19 protein-coding genes are annotated in these 22,080 nt (G+C 71.4%); 6 read left to right on the plus strand and 13 right to left on the minus strand.

Annotation, left to right across the window (positions count from 1 at the left end):
- Positions 1-115 precede the first annotated feature (115 nt).
- The 3 genes from K7957_RS04740 to K7957_RS04750 are packed head-to-tail and all read left to right on the plus strand — an operon-like array spanning position 116 to position 2,578.
- Positions 116-652, plus strand: a complete 537-nt coding sequence (locus tag K7957_RS04740; RefSeq protein ID WP_246616645.1) for a hypothetical protein — start codon at positions 116-118, stop codon at positions 650-652.
- The gene (locus K7957_RS04745; RefSeq protein WP_223010776.1) at positions 649-1,299 is read left to right on the plus strand and encodes a peptidylprolyl isomerase; all 651 of its coding nucleotides are present in this window, start codon (positions 649-651) and stop codon (positions 1,297-1,299) included. Before K7957_RS04740 ends, K7957_RS04745 begins: the two co-directional genes overlap by 4 nt.
- 43 nt (positions 1,300-1,342) lie before the next feature.
- Positions 1,343-2,578, plus strand: a complete 1,236-nt coding sequence (locus K7957_RS04750) for a M20 metallopeptidase family protein (protein ID WP_223010777.1) — start codon at positions 1,343-1,345, stop codon at positions 2,576-2,578.
- Positions 2,579-2,757: 179 nt separating this feature from the next.
- On the opposite strand, the gene K7957_RS04755 is transcribed toward K7957_RS04750, so the two are convergent.
- Positions 2,758-4,899 (minus strand): histidine kinase dimerization/phosphoacceptor domain -containing protein, encoded by a 2,142-nt coding sequence (locus K7957_RS04755; RefSeq protein WP_223010778.1) that lies wholly within the window; start codon positions 4,897-4,899, stop codon positions 2,758-2,760.
- Positions 4,900-5,061: 162 nt separating this feature from the next.
- On the opposite strand from K7957_RS04755, the gene K7957_RS04760 reads away from it, so the two are divergent.
- Positions 5,062-5,406: a PilZ domain-containing protein gene (locus K7957_RS04760; protein ID WP_223010779.1), complete on the plus strand. Its 345-nt coding sequence runs from the start codon at positions 5,062-5,064 to the stop codon at positions 5,404-5,406.
- Positions 5,403-5,945, plus strand: a complete 543-nt coding sequence (locus tag K7957_RS04765; protein WP_223010780.1) for a (2Fe-2S)-binding protein — start codon at positions 5,403-5,405, stop codon at positions 5,943-5,945. The genes K7957_RS04760 and K7957_RS04765 overlap by 4 nt, the downstream gene beginning before the upstream one ends.
- A gap of 7 nt (positions 5,946-5,952) precedes the next feature.
- Here the strand turns inward: K7957_RS04765 and K7957_RS04770 are convergent, their stop codons facing one another.
- The 3 genes from K7957_RS04770 to K7957_RS04780 are packed head-to-tail and all read right to left on the minus strand — an operon-like array spanning position 5,953 to position 9,590.
- On the minus strand, positions 5,953-7,287 hold the full coding sequence (locus K7957_RS04770; RefSeq protein ID WP_223010781.1) for a sensor histidine kinase: 1,335 nt from the start codon (positions 7,285-7,287) through the stop codon (positions 5,953-5,955).
- Positions 7,284-8,372 (minus strand): DUF2336 domain-containing protein, encoded by a 1,089-nt coding sequence (locus K7957_RS04775; RefSeq protein WP_223010782.1) that lies wholly within the window; start codon positions 8,370-8,372, stop codon positions 7,284-7,286. The genes K7957_RS04770 and K7957_RS04775 overlap by 4 nt, the downstream gene beginning before the upstream one ends.
- 36 nt (positions 8,373-8,408) lie before the next feature.
- Positions 8,409-9,590, minus strand: coding sequence for a hypothetical protein (locus tag K7957_RS04780; protein ID WP_223010783.1), 1,182 nt, complete (start codon positions 9,588-9,590; stop codon positions 8,409-8,411).
- Between the two features lie 255 nt (positions 9,591-9,845).
- On the opposite strand from K7957_RS04780, the gene K7957_RS04785 reads away from it, so the two are divergent.
- Positions 9,846-12,047, plus strand: coding sequence for a hypothetical protein (locus tag K7957_RS04785; RefSeq protein WP_343228300.1), 2,202 nt, complete (start codon positions 9,846-9,848; stop codon positions 12,045-12,047).
- A 324-nt stretch (positions 12,048-12,371) separates the two neighbouring features.
- Here K7957_RS04785 and K7957_RS04790 read toward each other — a convergent pair whose 3' ends face one another.
- The 9 genes from K7957_RS04790 to K7957_RS04830 form a co-directional block, all read right to left on the minus strand.
- Positions 12,372-12,647: a DUF1467 family protein gene (locus K7957_RS04790; protein WP_223010785.1), complete on the minus strand. Its 276-nt coding sequence runs from the start codon at positions 12,645-12,647 to the stop codon at positions 12,372-12,374.
- A 16-nt stretch (positions 12,648-12,663) separates the two neighbouring features.
- Positions 12,664-14,304 (minus strand): ribonuclease J, encoded by a 1,641-nt coding sequence (locus K7957_RS04795; RefSeq protein ID WP_223010786.1) that lies wholly within the window; start codon positions 14,302-14,304, stop codon positions 12,664-12,666.
- Positions 14,305-14,391: 87 nt separating this feature from the next.
- Positions 14,392-15,180, minus strand: coding sequence for a type III pantothenate kinase (locus K7957_RS04800; protein WP_223010787.1), 789 nt, complete (start codon positions 15,178-15,180; stop codon positions 14,392-14,394).
- Positions 15,181-15,191: 11 nt separating this feature from the next.
- Positions 15,192-15,935 carry a biotin--[acetyl-CoA-carboxylase] ligase gene (locus K7957_RS04805; protein WP_343228321.1) on the minus strand — a complete coding sequence of 248 codons (744 nt, stop codon included), beginning with the start codon at positions 15,933-15,935 and terminating at the stop codon, positions 15,192-15,194.
- On the minus strand, positions 15,902-17,362 hold the full coding sequence (gene nuoN, locus K7957_RS04810; protein WP_223010788.1) for an NADH-quinone oxidoreductase subunit NuoN: 1,461 nt from the start codon (positions 17,360-17,362) through the stop codon (positions 15,902-15,904). Before nuoN ends, K7957_RS04805 begins: the two co-directional genes overlap by 34 nt.
- Positions 17,362-18,900 carry an NADH-quinone oxidoreductase subunit M gene (locus K7957_RS04815; RefSeq protein ID WP_343228301.1) on the minus strand — a complete coding sequence of 513 codons (1,539 nt, stop codon included), beginning with the start codon at positions 18,898-18,900 and terminating at the stop codon, positions 17,362-17,364. The genes nuoN and K7957_RS04815 overlap by 1 nt, the downstream gene beginning before the upstream one ends.
- Positions 18,901-18,913: 13 nt before the next feature.
- Complete coding sequence (nuoL, locus tag K7957_RS04820) at positions 18,914-21,052, minus strand: NADH-quinone oxidoreductase subunit L (RefSeq protein ID WP_223010789.1); 2,139 nt, start codon at positions 21,050-21,052, stop codon at positions 18,914-18,916.
- A gap of 7 nt (positions 21,053-21,059) precedes the next feature.
- Complete coding sequence (nuoK, locus tag K7957_RS04825; protein WP_223010790.1) at positions 21,060-21,374, minus strand: NADH-quinone oxidoreductase subunit NuoK; 315 nt, start codon at positions 21,372-21,374, stop codon at positions 21,060-21,062.
- A gap of 8 nt (positions 21,375-21,382) precedes the next feature.
- A complete protein-coding gene (locus tag K7957_RS04830; protein ID WP_183931501.1) occupies positions 21,383-21,994 on the minus strand; it encodes an NADH-quinone oxidoreductase subunit J in 612 nt (203 codons plus the stop codon).
- Between the last annotated feature and the right edge of the window lie 86 nt (positions 21,995-22,080).

The raw sequence follows: 22,080 nt of genomic DNA on the forward strand, positions 1-22,080 counted from the left end.
GCTCCGACGCGCGCGATCGCACCGTCCCGGGTCGCCTGACGGGATCAACGCCGAACTCGCGGGCTGGATGCGCGCGCCGCGTGAGCGTAGAGAGAGGGTTCCCATGGAGCCCAGGATGTTCACTCTCTCGCTGCTGTTTCCTCTGCTGGTCGCCGCGGCGCCGATCGCGCAGGCACCGGAAGCCGAGCCGACGACGGACCAGCGCTGCGCCGTGTCGCGCCCCCCGTTGCCCGCCGGGCTGACCGGCTGGTCCCGCCGCGCACCGCTCGCCGCTGGGACCAGCACGCGCAGCGCGCCGGTGATCGTGGTCGGCCACGGCGCCGATCTGCGGCTCGCCCCGGCGGATCAGGTCACGCCCGCAGTCACGCCGCAGCGCGAGCCTGATACCGGCGAGACGGCCGGCCTGGCGCTGTTCCAGGTCGCCCACCCCGGCACCTATCGCGTCGCGCTGGGCGACGCCGCATGGATCGACGTGGTGCGCGCGGGCCGCGCGTTGACGGCGAGCGCGCACAGCCACGGCCCCGCGTGCACGGGCATCCGCAAGATGGTCGATTTCCGGCTCGAGCCGGGTCGCTACGTGCTCCAACTGAGCGGGACCAAAGCAGCGTCCTTGCCGGTGATGATCGCGCGCGCGCCGCGGGTGGCGGCATGATCGCCGCGCTCGCGCTGCTGCTCGTCGCGCAGGCCGCGCCCGCCACGTCGGCCGGCGCTCCGCCGCAGGCGCCCGTGGCCGCGCCCGCGACCCCGTCGCCTGCCCCGGCGGCCGTACCCAGCCCGGACACCGCCGCGCTCACCCTTGTCCGCCTCAGCACCGCGGCGGGTGACATTCTCGTCGGCGTCGACACCAAGGCCGCGCCGATCACCGCGGGTAATTTCCTGCGCTACGTCGACCAGCACAGGCTCGACGGCATCGGCTTCTACCGCGCGGTCAAGGTCGCCGAGGGCTACGGCCTCGCGCAGTTCGGCACGCGCAACGATCCGAAGCGCACGCTGCCGCCGATCAAGCACGAACCGACCACGCTCACCGGGCTGAGCCACCGCGACGGCACGCTCTCGATGGCGATGGCCAGGCCCGACACCGCCGCGGGTGACTTTTTCATCACGGTCGGCGACCTGAGCTCGATGGACGCCACCGCCGACAATCCCGGCTTCGCCGCCTTCGGCCGCGTGCTCGAGGGCATGGACGTGGTGCGCCGCATCCTCACCGCGCCGACCTCGCCGACGCTCGGCGAGGGCGTGATGAAAGGACAGATGCTCGCGCCCGTGATCACGATCACCGCGGCGCGGCGCGTCGACTAGCGCCGCGCGAGGGTCTACACCGGGCCGCGAAGGAGTGTCCCCGATGTCCCCACCGCTCGACTCGCCCACCGACTGGAGCGCGCTCGGCGCCGAGCAGCTCGCCGACGTGATCGCGCTGCGCCGCGCGATCCACGCCGAGCCCGAGATGGGGCTGCACTGCCCGCGCACCACCGCCAAGGCGAAAGCGGCGCTCGCCGGTCTCCCGCTGGAGATCCACGACGGCACGCGGACGACCGGCTTCGTCGCGATCCTGCGCGGTGGCCGCAGTGACGGCGGCGAGGGCTCGAACGCGCGCACGGTGCTGCTGCGCGGCGACATGGACGCGCTGCCGATCGTCGAGGAGACCGGCCTGCCCTTCGCCTCGACGCTACCGGGCACGATGCACGCCTGCGGCCATGACGCGCACACCGCGATGCTCGTCGGCGCCGCCAAGGCGCTGGCGGCGCGACGCGAGCAGCTCGCCGGCACCGTCGTCTTCATGTTCCAGCCCGGCGAGGAAGGGCATCACGGCGCGCGCGAGATGATCGCCGACGGCCTGCTCGATCGCGCCCGGCCGGACGCCGCCTTCGCGCTCCACGTCCTGCCCAACGCGCCGGCGGGCGTGTTCCTCGGGCGCGAGGGCGCGCTGCTCGCCTCCACCGACACAGTGCGCGCCACCGTCCGCGGCCGCGGCGGTCACGCCGCCATGCCGCACGACGCGATCGACCCGATCCCGGTCGCCTGCGCGATCGTCACCGCGCTCCAGCAGCATGTCGCGCGCCGCGTGCCGGTCGCCGACCCCGCGGTGCTGACGATCACGCAGATCCACGCCGGCGCCTCGCACAACATCATCCCCGACGAGGTCCAGCTCGCCGGCACGCTGCGGACGCTGTCGCCTGGCACGCGCGAGGCGATGCGCGCCGCCTTTCACCAGGTCGCGCGCGGCGTGGCGGAAGCGCACGGCTGCACCGTCGAGTCCAGCATCGACGAGGGCTATCCAGTGACGATGAACGACACCCGCGCCACGCGGCTGATGCGCGCGCTGGCGCAGGAGATCGGCGGCGCGCAGGGTTGGGCGACGATGCCCGCGCCGATCATGGGGGGCGAGGACTTCAGCTATGTGCTGCGCGAGCTGCCCGGCGCGATCGCCTTCATCGGCGCCGCGGCGCCGGGCTCCACGCCCGAGACCAACCCGCCGCTCCACAACCCGCGGATGACGATCGACGAGCAGGTCTTCGCCACCGGCGTGGCGATGCATTGCGCGCTGGCGGAGCGGTTCCTGGAGCGCGGCTTCGACTAGTCCCGGTCCGGATGGTCCGACGCGGTACGGGGCTCCTGCGCACGCAGGAGCCCAGGGTCACGAGCGTCATCCTCTTGGCCCTGAGCTCCGGCGTTCGCCGGAGCACGCTGACGGCCCCGCCAGTGGATCAGGCTCAAGCCGGGAGCAGGTTCGGACGCACAACGCGCGCGCCGGCGCGCTCAGTCGCCCTCGATCGGTGCGGTGAGCAGCGCGCGCGTGCCGGGATCATTGTCCTGGAACTCGACCGTACCGCCGATGCGCTGCACCACCGCCGCCATCATCCGGCTGCCGAAGCCGCCGTCGCCGCCGGCGACCTTGCCGACGCCACGATCCGCCACGATCAGCCGCAGCAGATGGCCGTGCTGCTCCAAAATCACGTCGATCGCGCCGCCGTTCTGTCGCGGATAGGCATATTTGGTCGCGTTGATCACGAGCTCGGCGGCGATCAGCCCGACGCTGACCGCGCGGTCGGTCGGGATCAGCACCGGCGCGAGGTCGAGCGTGAGGTGCCGGCCCCATTCCTCGCCCAGCGAGGAGCGCAGGTCCTGCATCAGCTCGCCGATGTAGCGGCTGAGGTCGATCACCTCGATCTGGTCGTCGCGGTAGAGGCGCCGGTGCACCAGCGCCACCGCCGAGAGCCGCGAGCGCGCCTCGAGCAGCTGGTCGGCCACCGCGCCCGCGCCGGCGTCGCGCGCCTGGATCGCCAGGAAGGACGAGACCAGCTGCAGGCTGTTCTGCACGCGATGGTCGACCTCGCGCATCAGCAGGTCCTTCTGCGCGAGCAGCGAGTCCTTCTCCGCGCCGGCGCGCTCCAGCTCGCGGTTGAGCCGCCGCAGCTCGGCGGCGGCGCGCGCCTCGGCGAGCAGCCGGCGCAGCCGCGCCGCGCCGTCGACCTGCTCCAGCGTCCAGCGTCGCGCGCGCCCGCGCACCTGCTCGCTCCACGACTCGAACGAGGCGCGCGGGCGCAGCGTCGCCTGCGGATCGTGCGGCACCGCCTTGTGCGGGTTGCCGGCCCATTCGATCTCCTCGATCCGCTCGGCGCGCAGCCACAGTAGCGCGTCGCCGTCGCCGAGCGCGAAGCCGAGCACGCCGGCGATGGGCGCGACCCGGGCGGCCTCGGCCCAGTCCTTGCCCAGCTCGCGGGTCGCGAGCGGCGCGGTGTCGTCGCGCGCGCCCAACCAGCGCGCCAGCGCCACGACCGCCGCCTCGTCGGGAGCGACTCCGACCGTCGTCGCGCGACCGCCCCGCACCAGCGCCAGCCCGTCGGCGCCGAAGGCGTGGCGAACGTCCTCGGCGCGCGCCTGCACCACGTCGACGGGCGAGTCGCTGGTGAGCAGCAGCGCGCGCAGCGAGTCCTCCTCGCCGCGAAGCGCCAGTCGTTCGCGATAGGCCTCGGCCTCCTCCTTGGCGCGGAGCTGGCGCGCCAGCCCGCCGGCGAGCGCGGCAGCGGCGGCGCGGGTGGCGCGCGGCAGCAGTCGCGGCGTCGCGTGGTGGCAGGCCACCAAGCCCCAGAGCAGCCCGTCCTTGACGATCGAGATCGACGCCGAGGCGGACACGCCCATGTTGCGCAGATACTCGAGATGGATCGGCGAGACGCTGCGGACCGCTACGTCGCTGAGGTCGGTCAGCTCGAAGCCGGCGGGACGCAGCGGCGCGGGGACATAGTCGATGTCGGGGATCACGCGCGTACGATTGCGCACGTACAGCGCGCGCGCCTGGCGCGGGATGTCGCTCGCGGGGAAATGGTGGTGGAGGAAGGTGTCGAGTTCGGGCGCACGGTCCTCGGCGACGACACAGCCCGACTCGTCGTCGAGGAAGCGATAGATCATCACCCGGTCGAAGCCGGTCAGCGCGCGGAACGCGACCGCGGCACGCTCGCAGAGGGCCGAGAAGGTGGTGGTGCGCTCGAACCCCGCGGCCATCGCGTCGAGCCAGCCGAGCGTCTCGGCGACGCTGCCGCCGGCGGCCTCACCGATCGGCTCGAGCTCAGCGAGCAGCCACTGTCCGGTGCGGTGAAGCGCGACGTCGTGGCCGTGCACCGGCGCCGCCAGGATCGTCCCGCCCGGGCCGATCGGCACCGCCTCGGCGAGGGCGCCGATGTCCTGCACGAGCAGGTCGCCGAGCCGCGCGCCGAGCCAATCGTCGCCGAACAGCGCCTCGACTGCGCCCGCGCCGGCGACCACCTCGAGCGAGAGCGCGTCGGCGACGAGCAGCAGGCCGTGCGGCATCACGGCGCCGGGGACGTGGATCGGCTCGCGGTCGCAGGCCGACAGGTTAAGCGACTCCGCGGTCGGGTCGCGTTGCACGGTAGGACCTGCCATCGCGCGCTTATGGCAGTATTCGCGTTCCAGGCAACTGATCGGACACTATTTCATGGCGTTTCTGCGCGATGCCGAGACAGTCGACACACAGGACTTGCCCCGGCGGCGAGACAATGGAATCGGGTAGCAACCCGTTAGGATACCGGACCTAGAGCTGCCCGCATGTCGACTCCTCCCCGCGAACCGCGCAGCAGCGTGATCCTCTACGCCCTGGTCGACACCGGCACCGAGGCGGTCGAGTGCCGCGTCCGCAACCTCTCCGTCACCGGCGCCTGTGTCGACAACAGCGCCGGACTGACGCAGGGCGATGAGGTTCGCGTCACGATGGGCACGCTCGAGCAGCTGGTCGCGCGCGTGATGTGGGTCAAAGCGACCTTGGCGGGACTGCACTTCGAGGCGCAGGTCGACATCGCCGCGGCGCGCCGCCCGCGCGCGCGCAACACCAGCGTCCAGCCCAGCGCCGGCTGGATGCAGCACATCCGCGACGCCTATCGCGAGCGCGGATGACCCGGCTGACGGTCAATAACGAGGCGGTCGAGTACCGCCTGCCGCCCGACACGCCTCTGCTCTGGGCGCTGCGCGACGCCTCCAACCTGACCGGTACGAAATATGGCTGCGGCACGGGCAGCTGCGGCGCCTGCACGGTCGACGTCGACGGGCGCGCGGTGCGATCGTGTCAGATCACGCTCGCCGCGGCGGAGGGGACGTTCGTGACGACGATCGAGGGCCTGTCGCGCGACCGCACCCATCCCGTCCAGCTCGCCTTGCTCGCCGAGAACGTGTCGCAGTGCGGCTTCTGCCTTCCCGGCATCGTCATGGCCGCGGCGGTGCTGCTGAAGCGCGACCCGATGCCCTCGGAGGAGGCGATCGCGGCGGCGATCGGCAACGTCTGCCGCTGCGGCATCTACCCGCGGCTCACCGCCGCGATCCAGCGTGCCGGTCGCGCGATCCGCGGCGAGGAGCGGCTGCCCACTGGCGCGCGGCCCGGGATCGAACCCGCCGGTGCCGCGAGGCAGGTCCCTGCGCTGGACCCGCGCCAGCGCTGAGCGCGGTTCAGCCCGCGGCCAGCGCCAGCGTGAAGCGAGCGCCTTCGCCGGGCGCGCTGTCGACCGTGAGCGTACCGCCCATCGCCTCGGCGAGCCGCCGCGCGATATACAGGCCGAGCCCGCTGCCCCCCGGCTCGCCCGGATCGACGCGCTCGAACTTGCCGAAGATCCGCGCCTGGTCGAAGGCGGCGATGCCCTGCCCGGCGTCGGCGACGGTCAGCAGCGCGCGCCCGCCCTCGCGCCGCAGCGAGAGCACGATCGCGCTGTCGCGGGGCGCGTAGCGGACCGCGTTGGCGATCAGGTTGACCGCCACCTGCAGCATCCGCCGGAACTCGCCGAGCGCGATCAGCTCGCCCCCGCAGCCCGCGCGGTCGATCGTCACGCCCGCGTCCGTCGCGCGCGCGGCGAGCAGCGCAGCGGCGCGGCGCGCGACGTCGGCGAGGTCGACAGCCACGCGCGCGGTGGTGAAATCCTCGCGCTCGATCGCCTCGAGATCGACGAGATCGTCGATCAGCCCGAGCAGGTGACGCCCGGCGCCGGCGATGTCGGCGGCATAATCGGCGTAGTGGCTGTCGAGTGGCCCGTCCGCCGCGGCGCTGATCCCGTCGGCGTTGGCGATGATCCGCGCCAGCGCGCCGCGCAGCAGGGAGTCGAGCCGGTGATCGAACGGGCGGAGCTGCGGCGCGGCGGGAGGCGGCGCGGCGGCATAGGCGCCCCCGACGAAGCCGCCGAACCCACCACCCGTGTCGAACCGGACGTGCCCCGCGAGTGTCAGGCGCGGCCCGCCGGCGTGCAGCCGCGCGGGCTGGTCGGCGAAGTCGCGGCGCTCGGTGAGCGCGTCGAGCAGCGGCATCGTGCCGTCACTGCCGGGTTCGAGCACGAACAGCCGGCTCAGCGGCCGGCCGAGCGCGGCGGCGGGATCGAGCCCGAGCCGTGCCGCCGCGTCGGGCGACAGTCTGGTCACGCGCAACTCCGAGTCGACCTCCCAGGTCCAGTCAGCGCCCTCCGGCGCGCTCACCTCGGCCAGAGTCGCGGCGCCGGCGCGGGCGAAGCCGGCGGCGCGCTCGCGCAGCAGCGAGACGGTCAGCGCTACCCCGCTCTCGTCGGGCATGGCCTTGACCCAGCAGTCGAGGTCGCGATCGCCGTCGGCGATCGTCACCGCGCGCGACACCAGGATCCGTAGCCGACGGGCCAGCCGCACCAGCACCGCGACCTGTGGAATGGCGAGCAGCGCGCCGTGGCGGCCGCCCGCCCGCGCGTTGAGCGCCGCGAACGCGTCGTCGGCGCGGGCGAGCCGGTCGTGGCGGTCGACCGCCGCGTGCAGCGTGGCCAGCGCGGTCACGCGCGCGGGCTGCGGGCGAGCGCGCGCACCGCGGCGCGGAAGTCACGGTGCAAGGTCAGCGGCGCCACCGCGCGCGCGGCGGTCTCGGGCGCGAGCGTGGCGACTCGGTCGAGCGAGTCGGGCAAGGTCTCGACGTCGCGCTCGCGATCGGCCTCGCACAGGACGAAACCGATCTGCGCGATGAGGTGACGCTCAAGCCCGAGCGCGCGCAGCGCCAGCCACAGCCGGTCGCTGTCGGCGTCGAGCGTGAGCCCGCGCGCCTCGGCGAACTCGATCCCGAGCGCGTGCGACAGCAGCGCCGCGAACAGGCTGGTGCGCGCCTCGCCGAGCGAGTCGATCATCAGCTGCGGCAGCGCACCGGAGCCCGGGTCGAGCGCGGCGGCGAGTTGCGCGGCGGCGGCCTCGACCCGCTCGCCGTCGTCGTGCGCCGCGATACTGCGCTGGCTCGCCTCGGACAGGGCGCGGTCGACCTCGGGCGGGACGCCGTGGCCGAGCCGCTCGCGCAACGCCGCCGCTACCCACCAGACGAGCCGCTCGTTCAGCCCATGGGGCAGTTCCGCGCGACGATCGGCATGCGCCAGGCGTCGCCGGCTGTCCGCCACCAGATAGGTCACCGTGCGGCCGCGCACGACGCCGTCCGCGCTGTCGGCGAGCGCGGTGAGCAGCGCGGTGGTGTTACCGGGCGCGCGCTGCGCCGCCAGTGCCTCGTCGATCAGGTCGACGCGCGCCTGCGCGATCAGCTCGGCCATCAGCTCGGGATCGCGCATCAGCCCCGACTCGATCAATCGCGGCAGTGTCATCGCGCGATTGCCGGCGAGCAGCGCCGCGGCGTCCGGTAGTCCCCGCGCCTCCAGCAGCCGCGCGGCGTGACCGGCGACGTCGCGCTCGATCGCTGCCACGGTCGTCTCCACGAGGCGATTGATCGCGACCCGGCTGCGCTCGTCGAGCCGGTCGCGCTCGTCGGCGAAGACGTCCGCGATCGCCGCGCTCAGCCGCGCCCCCGCGCGGCCGTCGGCCGACGCCGCCTGCGCCGCGACTCGCGCGGCCAGGTCCGAATCGATCGCCTGGGAGGGTTGGGCGGGCATCTCTCCACCTCTTAGCGAGCGATCCTTAACCACGCTCTAAGTCACTCGTCGCAGCCACTCGACCGCTGCCACCAGCGTGAGCGCGGCATAGAGGGCGACCACGCCGAGCCCCAAAGTCGGCCAGCCCGACAGCGTTGCCACCGCCAGGATCGCGAGATAGCCCGGCGCGGTGCCCCACCAGGCGCGGCGCGGCGCGGCGCCGGCGGCGCGCTCGCCCACGCCCGCCGCCACCAGAGCGCCGAGCGCGAGCAACCGCGCGCTCGCGGTCGCGGCGTCGCGGTCTACGACATGCGCCAGCAGCAGCGCCGCGAGCGCGGGCACCGCCATGATCAGCGCGCGGCTGGCGCGCAGCAGCCCGGGCTCGTCGCGGAACAGCGCCAGCGCCCCCGCGATCTCGGCGAGCAGCACGGCCGCGAGCGCGATTACCATGCCCACCCCCGGCGCCCCCAGCGCGATCGCGGCACAGCCGAGCAGCCCCGCCGTCCCTGCCGCGGCGGTGCAGGTGCCGGTGCCGATCGCGCGGCGCGCGATCACCGGGATCACCGCGCGCGCGAGCGGGCGCAGCACCAGCCGCTCGAACCAGCTCGGCCGCACCGCCATCGAGGCCGACAGCACCGCGCGGCCGCGCTCCTCCAGCGCGCTGGCGCGACGCTCGATGCCGTGTCCCAGCTCCATGTCGTCGAGTCGCAGCGAGAGGTGCCGCGCGCCCGCCTGGTCGGCGGCACGCAGCAGCGTCGACTGGAGATCGTAGTCGTCGGGCAGCCGCGCCGCCTCGGCGATGCGCCGCGCGTCGAGCCGGGCCACGCCCGCCCAGGCCGCGCCCGCGCCGACGCGCTCGAACAGCGGCGAGGCCTGCGCGCCGGGGACCACCAGCAGCGCGTCGCCGCCCTCACCCGCCAGCGCGTGCACGACCCCCTCGGTGGTGACCAGCCCGTCCGCCATCATCACCACGCGCGCGAGCGGGTGCAGCTTGGCCAGCGCCTCCGCGGCGGTGCGCACCACGTCGACCGCCACGCCGCGCCGCCCGATCCGCGCCAGCGCGCCTGTCAGCTCGGGCGTCTCGCGCGCCACCACGACGACGATCTGTGCCGCGTCGCACGCCACTAGCAGCCGTGCCTGATACTCGATCAGCGAGGCCGCGGCGAAGGGCAGCGTGGCCGCGAGCGTCCCCGGTCGGTCCTCTGCCTCATGGATCGCGAACAGGAGCCCGGCCAGCATCACATGGCTGTTACGGGGTGGCGTGCACCGCGGCAATATCCGTGACGCGGCGCAGCGACGCGCCGGGTCGAGCGTTTGTGCCCCTCCGAGACGGCTTCCCGATGCGGGCAAACGTGTTAGATGGAGCGGATGAACGGGGGGCCGACATCACTATCCGACACGCGTGCGGCCGATCCTGGCGCCCGCTGGCCCGAACACTGGCCGGAGAGCTGGCCCGATCCCGCCACCCTCCCGTCTCCGGAGCCTGCCCCGACCGTGACCGACCCGTTCTTCTCCGACGACGCCCCCGACCGCCCCGCGCTGGGCGGCCCGCGGCCGGTGCTCGGCTGGGTCGCGACCGCGCTCGCGGCCGCGTGGGTCGCGGCACTGCTGTGGCTGGCGCGTGACTCGCTCGCGGCGATGACTCCGCTCGCGCTGGCGCAGTTCGGCGCCGCGCTGGCGACCGTGCCGGCGCTCGCGGGGGTGGTGTGGCTCGCCGCGCTGCGCACCTCCACCGCCGAGGCGCAGCGCTTCGGCGCGACCGCGCGCGCGATGCGCGGCGAGGCGGTCGCGCTGGAGAATACCGTGGCGGTGCTGGGCACCACGATCGAGGACCAGCGCACCCAGATGGCCGAGCAGGTGCGCCTGCTCACCGCGCTCGGCGACGCCGCAACCGCGCGGCTCGCCGATATCGCCGGCACGCTCTCCGCCGAGGTGCAGCGCGTCGACGCGCAGACCGGCACGCTCCTCGCGACCGCGGGCGCGGCGCATGAGCGGCTCGATGCGCTGCTCGCCGCGCTGCCGCGCGCCGCGGACGAGACCCGCTCGCTGACCGAGACGATCGACCAGGCCGGGCTGGTCGCCTACGAGCACAGCGCCGGGCTCGACGCGCAGGTGGCGGCGCTGGTCGCGCGCGGGCGCGATGCCGAGGCGATCGCGGGCGGCGCGGCGGAGAAGCTCGCCGCCTACATGCAGCGGATGGAGTCGACCAGCCACACCGCTGGGGCGCGGCTGGAGGCGGTCACCTCGCAGGCGGCGGGTGCGGTCGACGCGCTGCTCGACCGCACCGCGCGCGCGATCGACGAGTCGCGCAAGGCGATCGCGGCGCAGGGCGACGCGATGCTGGCGATGGTCAGCACCAACCAGACCGCGCTCGACCATGCCGCGCGCGAGAGTGCCGAGGCGCTGGCCGAGCGGATTGGGCTGATTGAGGTGGTGATCGAGCGGATCGCGGCGCGGCTCGACGCGCAGCAGGACGCCGGCCGCCAGCTGTTCGACTCGCTCGACGACGCGATCCTGCGCGTCGACCAGCGCTTCGTCGCGCTCCACCGAGACGGCGGCGAGCGCACCCAGCAGCTCGCCGCCTCGGTGAGCGCGCTCCACGCCTCGGCCGAGGCGCTCGGGCGCGCGATGGACGCGGGCCACGCCTCGGCGCAGCACACGATCTCGACCACCGAGCACCTGCTGGTCGCGCTCGACGCCGCCGCGCGCGAGATGGACGAGACCATGCCCGAGGCGATCTCGCGGCTGGAGAGCCGCGTCGCCTCGACCAAGCAGGTGATCACCGCGGCCAAGCCCGAGCTGCTCGCGCTCGTCACCGCCGCCGAGAGCACGCACGACGCGATCGAGGCGGTGGCACAGGTCGTCGCCGAGCAGCGCCAGACGGTGGAGTCGCTCACCAGCCGGCTCCACGACGGGCTTGCGCGCGGCCGCAGCCAGGCCGACGAGATCGGCGAGGCGATGGGCGACGCCTCGCGCCAGATCGACGATCTCACCGAACAGGCCGCGCCGCGGCTGGTCGAGGCGCTGCTGCGCGTGCGCGAGACCGCCTCGGCCGCGGCCGACCACGCGCGCGAGGCGATCGCACGAGTCATCCCCGAGGCCGCCGACGCCCTGGAGAGCGCGGGCGCGGCCGCGCTGAGCCGCGCGGTGGAGAGCGGTGTGCAGGGCCAGATCCGTCAGGTCGCGCAGGTCGCCGAGGCGGCGGTCGCGGCGACCAACCAGGCGGGCGAGCGGCTGCAGCAGCAGCTGGACGGGATCGAGGCGACGATCGCCCTGATCGACCAGCGGCTGGAGGAAGCGCGCGCGGCGGGCGAGGAGAACGAGCGCGACAGCTTCGCGCGGCGCGCCTCGCTGCTGATCGAGTCGCTCAACTCGGCCTCGATCGATCTCACCCGCACCTTCGCGCCCGAGATCTCGGACAGCGCCTGGGCCGCCTATCTCAAGGGCGATCGCGGCGTGTTCACGCGGCGGGCGGTGCGGCTGCTCGACGGCGGCGAGCAGCGCGACGTGGCACGACTGTACGACGAGGACGGCGCCTTCCGCGAGCAGGTCAACCGCTACATCCACGATTTCGAGTCGATGCTGCGCACGATCCTGGCGCAGCGCGACGGCTCGCCGCTTGGCGTGACCCTGCTCTCGTCCGACATGGGCAAGCTGTACGTGGCATTGGCACAGGCGATCGAGCGGCTGCGCTGACGTCTGATCCGCTTGGTCCGGATCGTCAGCGTGCTGCGGCGAACGCCGGAGCCTAAGGCGACCAACGTCACACCTGCCGCTCTGGGCTCCCGCGGGCGCGGGAGCCCGGGTCGGCAAAGGTGGATCAGGCTTTCGCCATCCCGACCTTTCCTTTTCCGTCATCCCGGACTTGGCCTGTGAACCACCGCGCCGCTGGTACAGCAAGCGCCGGGTTGGCGGAACAGTGGATCCCGGAACAAGTCCGGGACCACGGATGAGAAGATGGCAATTGGAACGACAGCGGCGCGCATCCGCGCCTCCGCCTCCGCCTCCGCCTCCGGTCCTCTACACCGCGTTGGCCGGATCGGCGAAGTCGAGCATTCCCGCCGTCACCCAGCCGAACTCGTAATTGGCCACGAACAGCCCGAACAGCACCGTCGCGACGATCGTGGTGCGCACCAGCACCCGCTTGAGCGAGAAGCTATGCGGCGAGCTCTCCGCGGTGCCGGGCACGTGATCTGCGCCCATCTCGGCCGAGGTGCGCACGCCCCAGGGCAGCACCAGGAAGACCGAGAAGGCCCAGAACAGGATGTAGATCGCCAGCAGCGACGTCCAGCGCATCGCCTGCCCTCCCCGCTCAGACCTGGACGATCACCACGTCGATGACCGGCTTCTTGCCGGTCCAGCGCGTGGCGACCTTGCGCACCGCCAGCCGCACGTCCTCGCGCAGCCGCTCGCGGTCGCGCACGCGGCCCTTCATCGCCTCGGCCGCCGCCTCGGCCGCCTCAAGGAGGAAGGGCTCGCGCTCCTCCTCCACCGGCACGCCCTGGATGCGGACCTCGGGGGTGCCGCCGGCGCGCCCGTTGCGGTCCACCGCGATGCCGACCGAGACCTGGCCGTTGACCGCGATGCGGCGCCGGTCGTTGATCGTGCCGCCGTCGGCGGGCAGGATCACGTCGCCGTCGAGCACGAGCCGCCCGACCGGCACGTCGCCGATCTTTCTGGGCGCACCGGGCGCGAGCCGGACGAGGTCACCGTTGGTCTGCACCAGCACGTCGCGGATGCCCTGCGTCTGGCCGTAGCGCGCATGCTCCATCAGGTGGCGCATCTCACCGTGCACCGGCAGCAGCGCGTTCGGGCGGATCCAGCCGTACATCTTGGCCAGCTCGGGCCGCCCCGGGTGGCCCGAGACGTGGACGTGCGCCTGCTTCTCGGTCACCATCTCGACGCCCTTGCCGGCGAGCTGGTTCTGGATGCGGCCCACCGCCACCTCGTTGCCGGGGATCTGCTTGGCGGAGAAGATCACCATGTCGCCCATGTCGAGGCGGACGGGGTGCGACCCGTCGGCGATGCGCGCCAGCGCGGCGCGCGGCTCACCCTGACCGCCGGTGGCGATGATCAGCACCTTGTTGCGCGGCATGCGCATCGCCGCGTCGACGTCGATCGTCTCCGGAAAGTCCTTTAGATAACCGGTGGCCTTGGCGACGCGGATGATCCGGTCGAGCGAGCGGCCGGTGACGCACAGCCGGCGCCCGCTCTCCTTCGCGACCTCGGCCAGCGTGTGCAGCCGCGCCGCGTTCGAGGCGAAGGTGGTGACCACCACGCGACCGCGCGCGCGCGCGACGCTCTCGGTGAGACCCTGGCGCACGCTCGCCTCGCTGCCCGAGGCCTCGCTGTTGAAGACGTTGGTCGAGTCACATACCAGCACGTCGACGCCCTGCTCGCCGATCGCGGCGAGCTCGTCGGGGGTCGAGGGCTTGCCGATCACGGGGGTGGGGTCGAGCTTCCAGTCGCCGGTGTGGAAGACGCGCCCGGCCGGCGTGTCGATCAGCAGCGCATTGGCCTCGGGGATGGAGTGCGACAGTGGCACGACCTCGACCGAGAAGGGGCCGACCTTGAAGGGCTTGCGCGCATGGACCAGGCGCACCTTGACGCGCTCCTCGATCCGTTCCTCCTCCAGCTTGCCGCGCACGAGCCCGGCGGTGAAGGCGGTCGCGTAGATCGGCACGCCGAGATCCTCGGCGAGATAAGGCAGCGAGCCGATATGATCCTCGTGCCCGTGCGTCAGCACGATGCCGACGAGCGAGTCGAGCCGCTCCTCGATGAAGCGCAGGTCGGGCAGGATCACGTCGATCCCGGGATAATGCGAGTCAGCGAAGGTCACGCCGCAGTCGACCATCAGCCACTTGCCGGCATGGCCGTAGAGCGTGACGTTCATCCCGATCTCGCCCGAGCCGCCGAGGGCGCAGAAGAGCAGTTCCTTGTTAGTGGGAGTCATCGAAGTCCTTTATCGTCCCGCAGGCGCCGAATGCGCCGATGGAGCGGGAGGGAGAGAGAAGGGCCGAACTGCGCGCCGGCCGGGCGTTCACCTTGATATATGGGCGCGTTCGTACATGATCGCCAGCCCTTGGATGGTGAGATCGGGCTCGATCGCGTCGAATGCGTCGGTATCGCGCTCGAACAAAGTCGCGAGCCCGCCCGTGGCGATCACCTTGACCGGTCGCGCGATCTCGCGCTTCATGCGCGCGACCAGCCCCTCGATCATCGCGATATAGCCCCAATAGATGCCGATGTTCATCTGATCGACCGTGTTGCGGCCGATCACGCTGTCGCTCGCGGGCGCCTCGATCGCGATACGCGGCAACTTGGCCGCCGCCATGACGAGGGCGTCGAGCGAGAGATTGATCCCCGGCGCGATGATCCCGCCTTTGTAGGCACCCGTGTAATCGGAATGGTCGAAGGTCGTGGCGGTGCCGAAGTCGATCACGATCAGGTCGCCGGCGTGGAGCGCGTGCGCCGCGATCGTGTTGACCGCGCGGTCGGCGCCGAGGCTTTTCGGCTCGTCGACATCGATCGCGATTCCCCAGTCGAGCGGGGCGCGGCCGGCGATCAGCGCGTCCGTGCGGAAATACTTCGCGGCGAGCACTTCCAGATTATGGAGCGCGCGCGGCACGACGGTCGAGACGATCACCGCGGCGACGTCGTCGCGGCTATAGCCCTCGAGCGCGAGCAGCTGGCTCAGCCACACCGCATATTCGTCGGCGGTGCGGCGCGGGTCGGTGGCGATGCGCCAGCGCGCGCGGATCGTGCGGGTCGCGGTCTCAACCAGAGCGAAGACCACATTGGTGTTGCCGGCGTCGACCGCGAGCAGCATCGCACCCTCTCTCACAGCAGGAATATATCGCCCGCGTGCATGACACGCCGGCTCCCGTCCGCCAAGCGTAGGACAAGCGCCCCGCCGCGGTCGAGCGTCTCGAAGCGCCCGTGCCACTCGCTGCCGTCGGGCAGGCGGGCGCGCAGCTCGCTGCCGGGCGCGTGCGCGCGCTCGCGCCAGCGCTCGGCGACGGGACCGAGCCCCTCCTCGCGCCAGCGCGCGTGCCAGTGCGCCAGCGTCGCCGCGAGTTCACCCTGGAGCGCCGCGGCGTCGATCGTCGCGCCCGCGGCGTGGAGGCTGGTCGCGGCGCGGTCGGCGAGGTCCGGGTGGTTGGTCACATTGACGCCGAAGCCGATGACGACCCACTCCTCGATGCGCTCGAGCAGGATCCCCGAGAGCTTCGCCCCGCCCAGCAGCAGGTCGTTGGGCCATTTGATCCGGAGCGCCCCCGCATCGGGCAGCGCCGCGCGCACCGTCGCTTCCAGCGCCACCGCGGCCACCAGCGCGAGCGTCGGCGCGGGCGGGTCACCCGCGGCGAGCCGGACGAGCGTGCTGGCGTAGAGGTTGCCGACCGGCGACTCCCACGCCCTGCCCTCGCGCCCGCGCCCCGCGGTCTGGCGGTCGGCGCGGAGCCAGAGGCCGTGCTCGCCATAGCCGTCGCGCGCGAAGGAGCGCAGGTCGGCGTTGGTCGAACCGGTCTCGGGTACGTGGAGCGTCCGCGTCAGAACAGACTCGCGGCCGCCGCCAGCGTCCAGGCCGACAGCGCCGGGATGGCGAGATAGCCCAGCGGCGAGACGATCACCGCCGCCGCGGCGATCAGCCCGCCTTCGAGCCGGTCACCCTCGCCGAACACGCCCGTGGGCTCGTCGAAGTACATCGTCTTGACCAGGCGCAGATAATAATAAGCGCCGATGACGCTGAACACGACGCCGACCACCGCCAGCGGGAACAGCCCCGCCTGCACCGCGGCATAGAACACCGCGAACTTGGCGTAGAAGCCGAACAGCGGCGGGATCCCGGCGAGCGAGAACATGAAGATCGCCAGCGCCGCGGCGAGGCCCGGCCGCGTGCGCGACAGGCCGGCGAGGCTGTCGATCGTCTCGATCGGCTGGCCATCCGCGTCGCGCATCTGCAACACGACGAGGAAGCTGCCGAGCGTCATCGCGACGTAGATCGTCATATAGGTCAGCACCGCCGCGACGCCTTCCGGCGTGCCCGCCGCGAGACCGATCAGCGCGAAGCCGACATTGTTGATCGACGAGTAAGCGAGCAGCCGCTTGATGTTCTGCTGGCCGATCGCGGCGACCGCGCCGAGCAGGATCGAGGCCAGCGCGGCGAAGATCACGATCTGGCGCCACTGCCCCTCGGCCGGGCCCATCGCCTCGACCGCGACGCGCACGCCCAGCCCGATCGCCGCCACCTTGGGCGCCGAGGCGAAGAAGGCGGTGACCGGTGTCGGCGCGCCCTCGTACACGTCGGGCGTCCACATGTGGAACGGCACCGCCGAGATCTTGAAGGCGATGCCCGCGAACACGAAGACCAGCCCGAAGAGCAGCCCGGTCGACTTGGCGTCGCCGGTCAGCGGCGCGGCGGCATAGGCGCCCGCGATCTCGTCGAACAAGGTCGAGCCGGTGAAGCCGTAGACGAGGCTGATGCCGTAGAGCAGGATCCCGCTCGCCAGCGCGCCCAGTACGAAATACTTCAGCCCCGCTTCGGCCGAGCGCTGGTCCTGCCGCATGAAGCTCGCCAACACATAAGCGGCGAGGCTCTGCAGCTCCAGCCCGACGTACAGCGTCAGCAGGTCGGCCGCGGACACCATCATCCCCATGCCCGCCGCGGAGAGCAGGATGAGCACGGGATATTCCGGGCGCAGGTTGTCACCCGCGGTGCGGCGGAAGAAATCGGGCGCCATCACGATCGCCACCGCGGCGGCGACGTAGATCAGCACCTTGGAGAAAGCGGCGAAGCTGTCGGCGCGGTACAGGCCATAGAAGGCCTGCCCGCCCGAGGAGGCCGGTCCGATCAAAGCGACACAGGCGCCGGCGAGCACCGCCACGGCGGTCCAGGACACCGCCTTGGTCGAGGCCGGTCCGCCCCAGGCGGCGACCAGCATCAGCGCGATCGCGCCCAGCCCGAGCACCACCTCGGGCAGCGTCATCGCGAGATTAGCGGCATAGTCCATTAGTGCGCGCTCCCCTGCGCGTGAGTTTCGGCGTGGGCGGCGGGTACGATGCCGCTGCCTCTCGTCGGCAGCGAGTCACCCGCCGGCCGCGCGCGATCGATCCGCGCGAGCAGGATCTGCGTGTCCTTGCGCATCGGCGCGAGGAAGCTCTCCGGATAGACACCCATCCACAGCACCGCGGCGGCGATCGGCGCGAGCAGCCACAATTCGCGCGGGCTGAGGTCCGACATGGCCGCGACCTCCGCCGACTTGATCTCGCCGAACACGACGCGGCGATACAGGTACAGCATGTACGCCGCGCCCAGGATGATGCCGGTGGTGCACAGCAACGCGACCGTGGTCGACACCTGGTAGGTGCCCATCAGGCTCAGGATCTCGCCGACGAAGTTGCTCGTCCCCGGGAGGCCGATGGAGGCCATGGTGAACAGCAGGAACAGCAGAGCGTAGCGCGGCATGTTGATCGCCAGACCGCCGTAACGGCTGATCTCGCGGGTGTGGAGCCGGTCGTAGATCACGCCGACGCACAGGAACAGCGCGCCCGACACCAAGCCGTGGCCCAGCATCACCATCATCGCGCCCTCGATCCCCTGCGCGTTGAACGCGAACAGGCCGATCGTGACGATCGCCATGTGCGCGACCGAGGAATAAGCGATCAGCTTCTTCATGTCCGACTGCACCAGCGCGACCAGGCTGGTGTAGATCACCGCCACCGCGCTCAACCCGAACACCAGCCACACCAGCTGCGCCGAGGCCTCGGGGAACATCGGCAGGCTGAAGCGCAGGAAGCCGTAGCCGCCTAGCTTGAGCAGCACGCCCGCCAGGATCACCGAGCCGGCGGTCGGCGCCTGCACGTGCGCGTCGGGCAGCCAGGTATGGACCGGCCACATCGGCATCTTCACCGCGAACGAGGCGAAGAAGGCGAGCCACAGCCAGGTCTGCACCTGCGGCGGGAAGTCGTAGTTCATCAGCGCCGGGATGCTGGTCGTCGCGGCGGTGATGCTCATGTAAAGCATCGCGATGAACATCAGCAGCGAGCCGAGCAACGTGTACAGGAAGAACTTGTACGAGGCGTAGATCCGGTTCGCGCCGCCCCAGATGCCGATGATCAAGAACATCGGGATCAGGCCGGCCTCGAAGAAGATGTAGAAGAGGAACAGGTCCTGCGCCGCGAAGGTGCCGATCATCAGCACCTCGGTGAACAGGAACGCGCTCATATATTCCGGCACGCGCTTCTCGATCGCCTGCCAGCTGGCACCGATGCAGATCGGCATCAGGAAGACCGACAGCACGATCAGCAGCAGCGCGTAGCCGTCGATGCCGAGCGCCCAGCCGAAGCGGCCGAACAAGGGCGCATATTCGACGAACTGCCACTGCGCGCCGCCGATGTCGTACGACAGCCACAGCACGACGCCGAGCGCGAGGTTCACCAGCGTCGCGGCCAGCGCGGTCCAGCGCGCGGTCGAGGGCGAGAGGAAGAGGCACGCGACCGCCGCGGCGGCCGGGATCGCGAGCATCAGCGAGAGGATCGGGAACGACACGTGATGGAGCCCCTCAGCCCGCGATCGCCCAGGTGACCGCGGCGGTGAGCCCGATCAGCATGACGAACGCGTAGGTATAGACATAGCCGGTCTGCAGGCGGCCGGCGACGCGGCTGCCGACCTGCACCACCCAGGCGGAGCCGTTCGGCCCGAAGCGGTCGATCGCCCCCTCATCGCCGCGGTGCCACAGCAGGCGACCGATCGCGAAGGCGGGGCGGACGAACAGGAAGTGGTACAACTCGTCGAAATACCATTTCCGCAGCAGGAACTGGTAGAGCGGCTGGAAGGTGTCGGCGAACTTGGCCGGCAGCTCGGGCGAGCGGATGTAGGTCAGGTAGGCGATCACGAACCCGCTGAGCATCACGATCGTCGCGGCCAGCTGCACCAGCAGCGGCACCTGGTGCATCGCGTGCATGAGATGCTCGTTGAAGTAGAGCGCGCCCTTCCAGAAGCCGCCTGCCGTCTCCGGATCGATGAACCAGTGATGGAAGACGAAGCCCGCAGCGACCGCGCCGATCGACAGCACGATCAGCGGGATCAGCATCGGCAGCGGGCTCTCGTGCGGGTGATAGCCGCCGGTACCCTTGGGGATCTCGTTGAACCCGCGCGACTCCACCGCGGGTGCGTGGCCGGAGTCCTCGCCCGCGGGATCGGGATGATGCGCGTCGTCATGGCCGTGCGCGTGCGCGCTGCCGTGCTCCGCTGCGTGCGCATGGTCGTGATGCGTGTCATGCGCGTGATCGTGGCCGTGCGCGTCGTGCAGCGCGTGCTGGATGTGCTCCGAGGCGGCCCAGCGCGGCTCGCCCCAGAAGGTCAGGAACATGAGGCGCCAGGAATAGAAGCTCGTCAGCAGCGCGGCGAACACGCCCACCATCGAGGCCACCGGCGAGCCGGCCGCCCAGGCCACCTCGATGATCGCGTCCTTCGAGTGATAGCCCGCGAAGCCGCCGATGCCGTAGATACCGACGCCGGTGATCGCCAGCGTGCCCAGCAGCATGCCCCAGAAGGTGATCGGGATCGCCTTCCGCAGCCCGCCGTAATAGCGCATGTCCTGCTCGTGATGCATCGCGTGGATCACCGAGCCCGCGCCGAGGAACAGCAGCGCCTTGAAGAAGGCGTGCGTGAACAGGTGGAACATCGCCGCGCCATAGGCGCCGACGCCCGCGGCGAAGAACATGTAGCCGAGCTGCGAGCAGGTCGAGTAAGCGATCACGCGCTTGATGTCGGTCTGCGTCGTGCCGACGGTCGCGGCGAACAGGCAGGTCGCGGCGCCGATGAAGGTCACGAAGCCCATCGCGGTCGGCGAGGTCTGGAACATCGGCGACAGGCGGCACACCATGAAGACGCCCGCGGTCACCATCGTCGCGGCGTGGATCAGCGCCGACACCGGGGTCGGCCCCTCCATCGCGTCGGGCAGCCAGGTGTGCAGGCCGAGCTGCGCGGACTTGCCCATCGCGCCGACGAACAGCAGCAGGCACAGCACCGTCATCGTGTCGGCGCGGAACCACAGGAAGCCGATCGTCGAGCCCGCCATCGACGGCGCCGCGGCCAGGATCGCCGGGATCGAGACGGTGTTGAAGACCAGATAGGTGCCGAAGATGCCGAGCATGAAGCCGAGGTCGCCGACGCGGTTGACCACGAAGGCCTTGATCGCCGCGGCGTTGGCGCTCGGCTTGCGGAACCAGAAGCCGATCAGCAGGTAGCTCGCGAGACCGACGCCCTCCCAGCCGAAGAACATTTGGATGAGATTGTCCGCGGTCACCAGCATCAGCATCGCGAAGGTGAACAGCGACAGATAGGCGAAGAAGCGCGGCTGGTCCGGGTCCTCGCTCATATAGCCCCAGCTATAGAGGTGGACCAGCGCCGAGACGCTGGTGATCACCACCAGCATCACCGCGGTCAGCGCGTCGACGCGGAGCGCCCAGGACACGTCGAACGTGCCCGAGTGGATGAAGTGCAGCACGGGAGTCACCGTCGCCTCGTTCGCGCCCGTGAGGAAGCCGATGAAGATCGGCCACGAGAGCGCGCTCGCGAGGAACAGCCCGCCGGTGGTGATCGCCTTGGGCAGCGTCGCGCCGAACGACTTGTTGGCGAAGCCGGCGACGATCGCCGCGACCAGCGGCACGAAGACGATGAAGAGGATCGACGTCACGGGCGGATTACCCCTTCATCCGGCTGGGATCGTCGACCGAGATCGAGCCGCGACCGCGGAAGAAGATCACGAGGATGGCGAGCCCGATCGCGGCCTCGCCGGCCGCGACGGTCAGCACGAACATCGCGAAGACCTGGCCGACCAGGTCGTTGAGCGCCGCCGAGAAGGCGACGAGGTTGATGTTCACCGCCAGCAGGATCAGCTCGATCGCCATCAGGATGACGATGATGTTCTTGCGGTTCAGGAATATGCCCAGCACCCCCATGGTGAACAGCAGCGCCGCCACCACCAGGTAATGGACCAGGCCGACCCCGCCCGACATGGCTCCGCTCACAGCTGTACCCCCTGGCCGATCTCCGGCCGCATGTTGCGCGTCGCGTCCTGCGGACGCCGCGCGTTCTGCCGCGCGATATTCTGGTAGCGCGAACCCGAGCGCTCGCGGTGGGTCAGCACGATCGCGCCGATCATCGCCACCAGCAGCACCAGCCCCGCCCCTTCGAAGATGAAGAGGTAGCGCGTGTACAGCAGCTCGCCGATCTGGACGATGTTCGACTTGGCCGCGACGGTCGGCGCCGCGCGCCGCGCCAGATCGATCCCGCCCGCGCTCCACGCGCCGACTCCGATCAGGATCTCCGCCACCAGCGCCACCGCCAGCACCAGGCCGATGCCGAAATAGCGCACGAAGCCCGCGCGCAGCTCGGCGAAGTCGATGTCGAGCATCATCACGACGAACAGGAACAGCACCGCGACCGCCCCGACATAGACGATCACCAGCAGCATCGCGATGAACTCGGCGCCGACCAGCACCATCAGCCCCGCGGCGTTGAAGAAGGCGAGGATCAGCCACAGCACCGAGTGGACCGGGTTCCGCGACGAGATCGTCATCGCGCCCGAGACCAGCACGACGAGCGCGAAGAGATAGAAGGCGATGGCCTGGATCATCTCACGCTGCCCCCAATTCGGCACCGCGGCGGCGCGCGGTCGAGAAAACCGCGGCCGTGGCCGCGGTGATGTCCGTCAGAATCATG

It is taken from the genome of Sphingomonas yunnanensis (genome assembly GCF_019898765.1).
Taxonomy (GTDB): domain Bacteria; phylum Pseudomonadota; class Alphaproteobacteria; order Sphingomonadales; family Sphingomonadaceae; genus Sphingomonas; species Sphingomonas yunnanensis.

Coding starts and splice junctions, on each gene's coding strand:
- K7957_RS04740 (WP_246616645.1), top strand. CDS start 116: ATGTTCACTCTCTCGCTGCTGTTTCCTCTGCTGGTCGCCGCGGCGCCG.
- K7957_RS04745 (WP_223010776.1), top strand. CDS start 649: ATGATCGCCGCGCTCGCGCTGCTGCTCGTCGCGCAGGCCGCGCCCGCC.
- K7957_RS04750 (WP_223010777.1), top strand. CDS start 1,343: ATGTCCCCACCGCTCGACTCGCCCACCGACTGGAGCGCGCTCGGCGCC.
- K7957_RS04755 (WP_223010778.1), bottom strand. CDS start 4,899: ATGGCAGGTCCTACCGTGCAACGCGACCCGACCGCGGAGTCGCTTAAC.
- K7957_RS04760 (WP_223010779.1), top strand. CDS start 5,062: ATGTCGACTCCTCCCCGCGAACCGCGCAGCAGCGTGATCCTCTACGCC.
- K7957_RS04765 (WP_223010780.1), top strand. CDS start 5,403: ATGACCCGGCTGACGGTCAATAACGAGGCGGTCGAGTACCGCCTGCCG.
- K7957_RS04775 (WP_223010782.1), bottom strand. CDS start 8,372: ATGCCCGCCCAACCCTCCCAGGCGATCGATTCGGACCTGGCCGCGCGA.
- K7957_RS04780 (WP_223010783.1), bottom strand. CDS start 9,590: ATGCTGGCCGGGCTCCTGTTCGCGATCCATGAGGCAGAGGACCGACCG.
- K7957_RS04790 (WP_223010785.1), bottom strand. CDS start 12,647: ATGCGCTGGACGTCGCTGCTGGCGATCTACATCCTGTTCTGGGCCTTC.
- K7957_RS04795 (WP_223010786.1), bottom strand. CDS start 14,304: ATGACTCCCACTAACAAGGAACTGCTCTTCTGCGCCCTCGGCGGCTCG.
- K7957_RS04800 (WP_223010787.1), bottom strand. CDS start 15,180: ATGCTGCTCGCGGTCGACGCCGGCAACACCAATGTGGTCTTCGCTCTG.
- nuoN (WP_223010788.1), bottom strand. CDS start 17,362: ATGGACTATGCCGCTAATCTCGCGATGACGCTGCCCGAGGTGGTGCTC.
- nuoK (WP_223010790.1), bottom strand. CDS start 21,374: ATGTCGGGCGGGGTCGGCCTGGTCCATTACCTGGTGGTGGCGGCGCTG.
- K7957_RS04830 (WP_183931501.1), bottom strand. CDS start 21,994: ATGATCCAGGCCATCGCCTTCTATCTCTTCGCGCTCGTCGTGCTGGTC.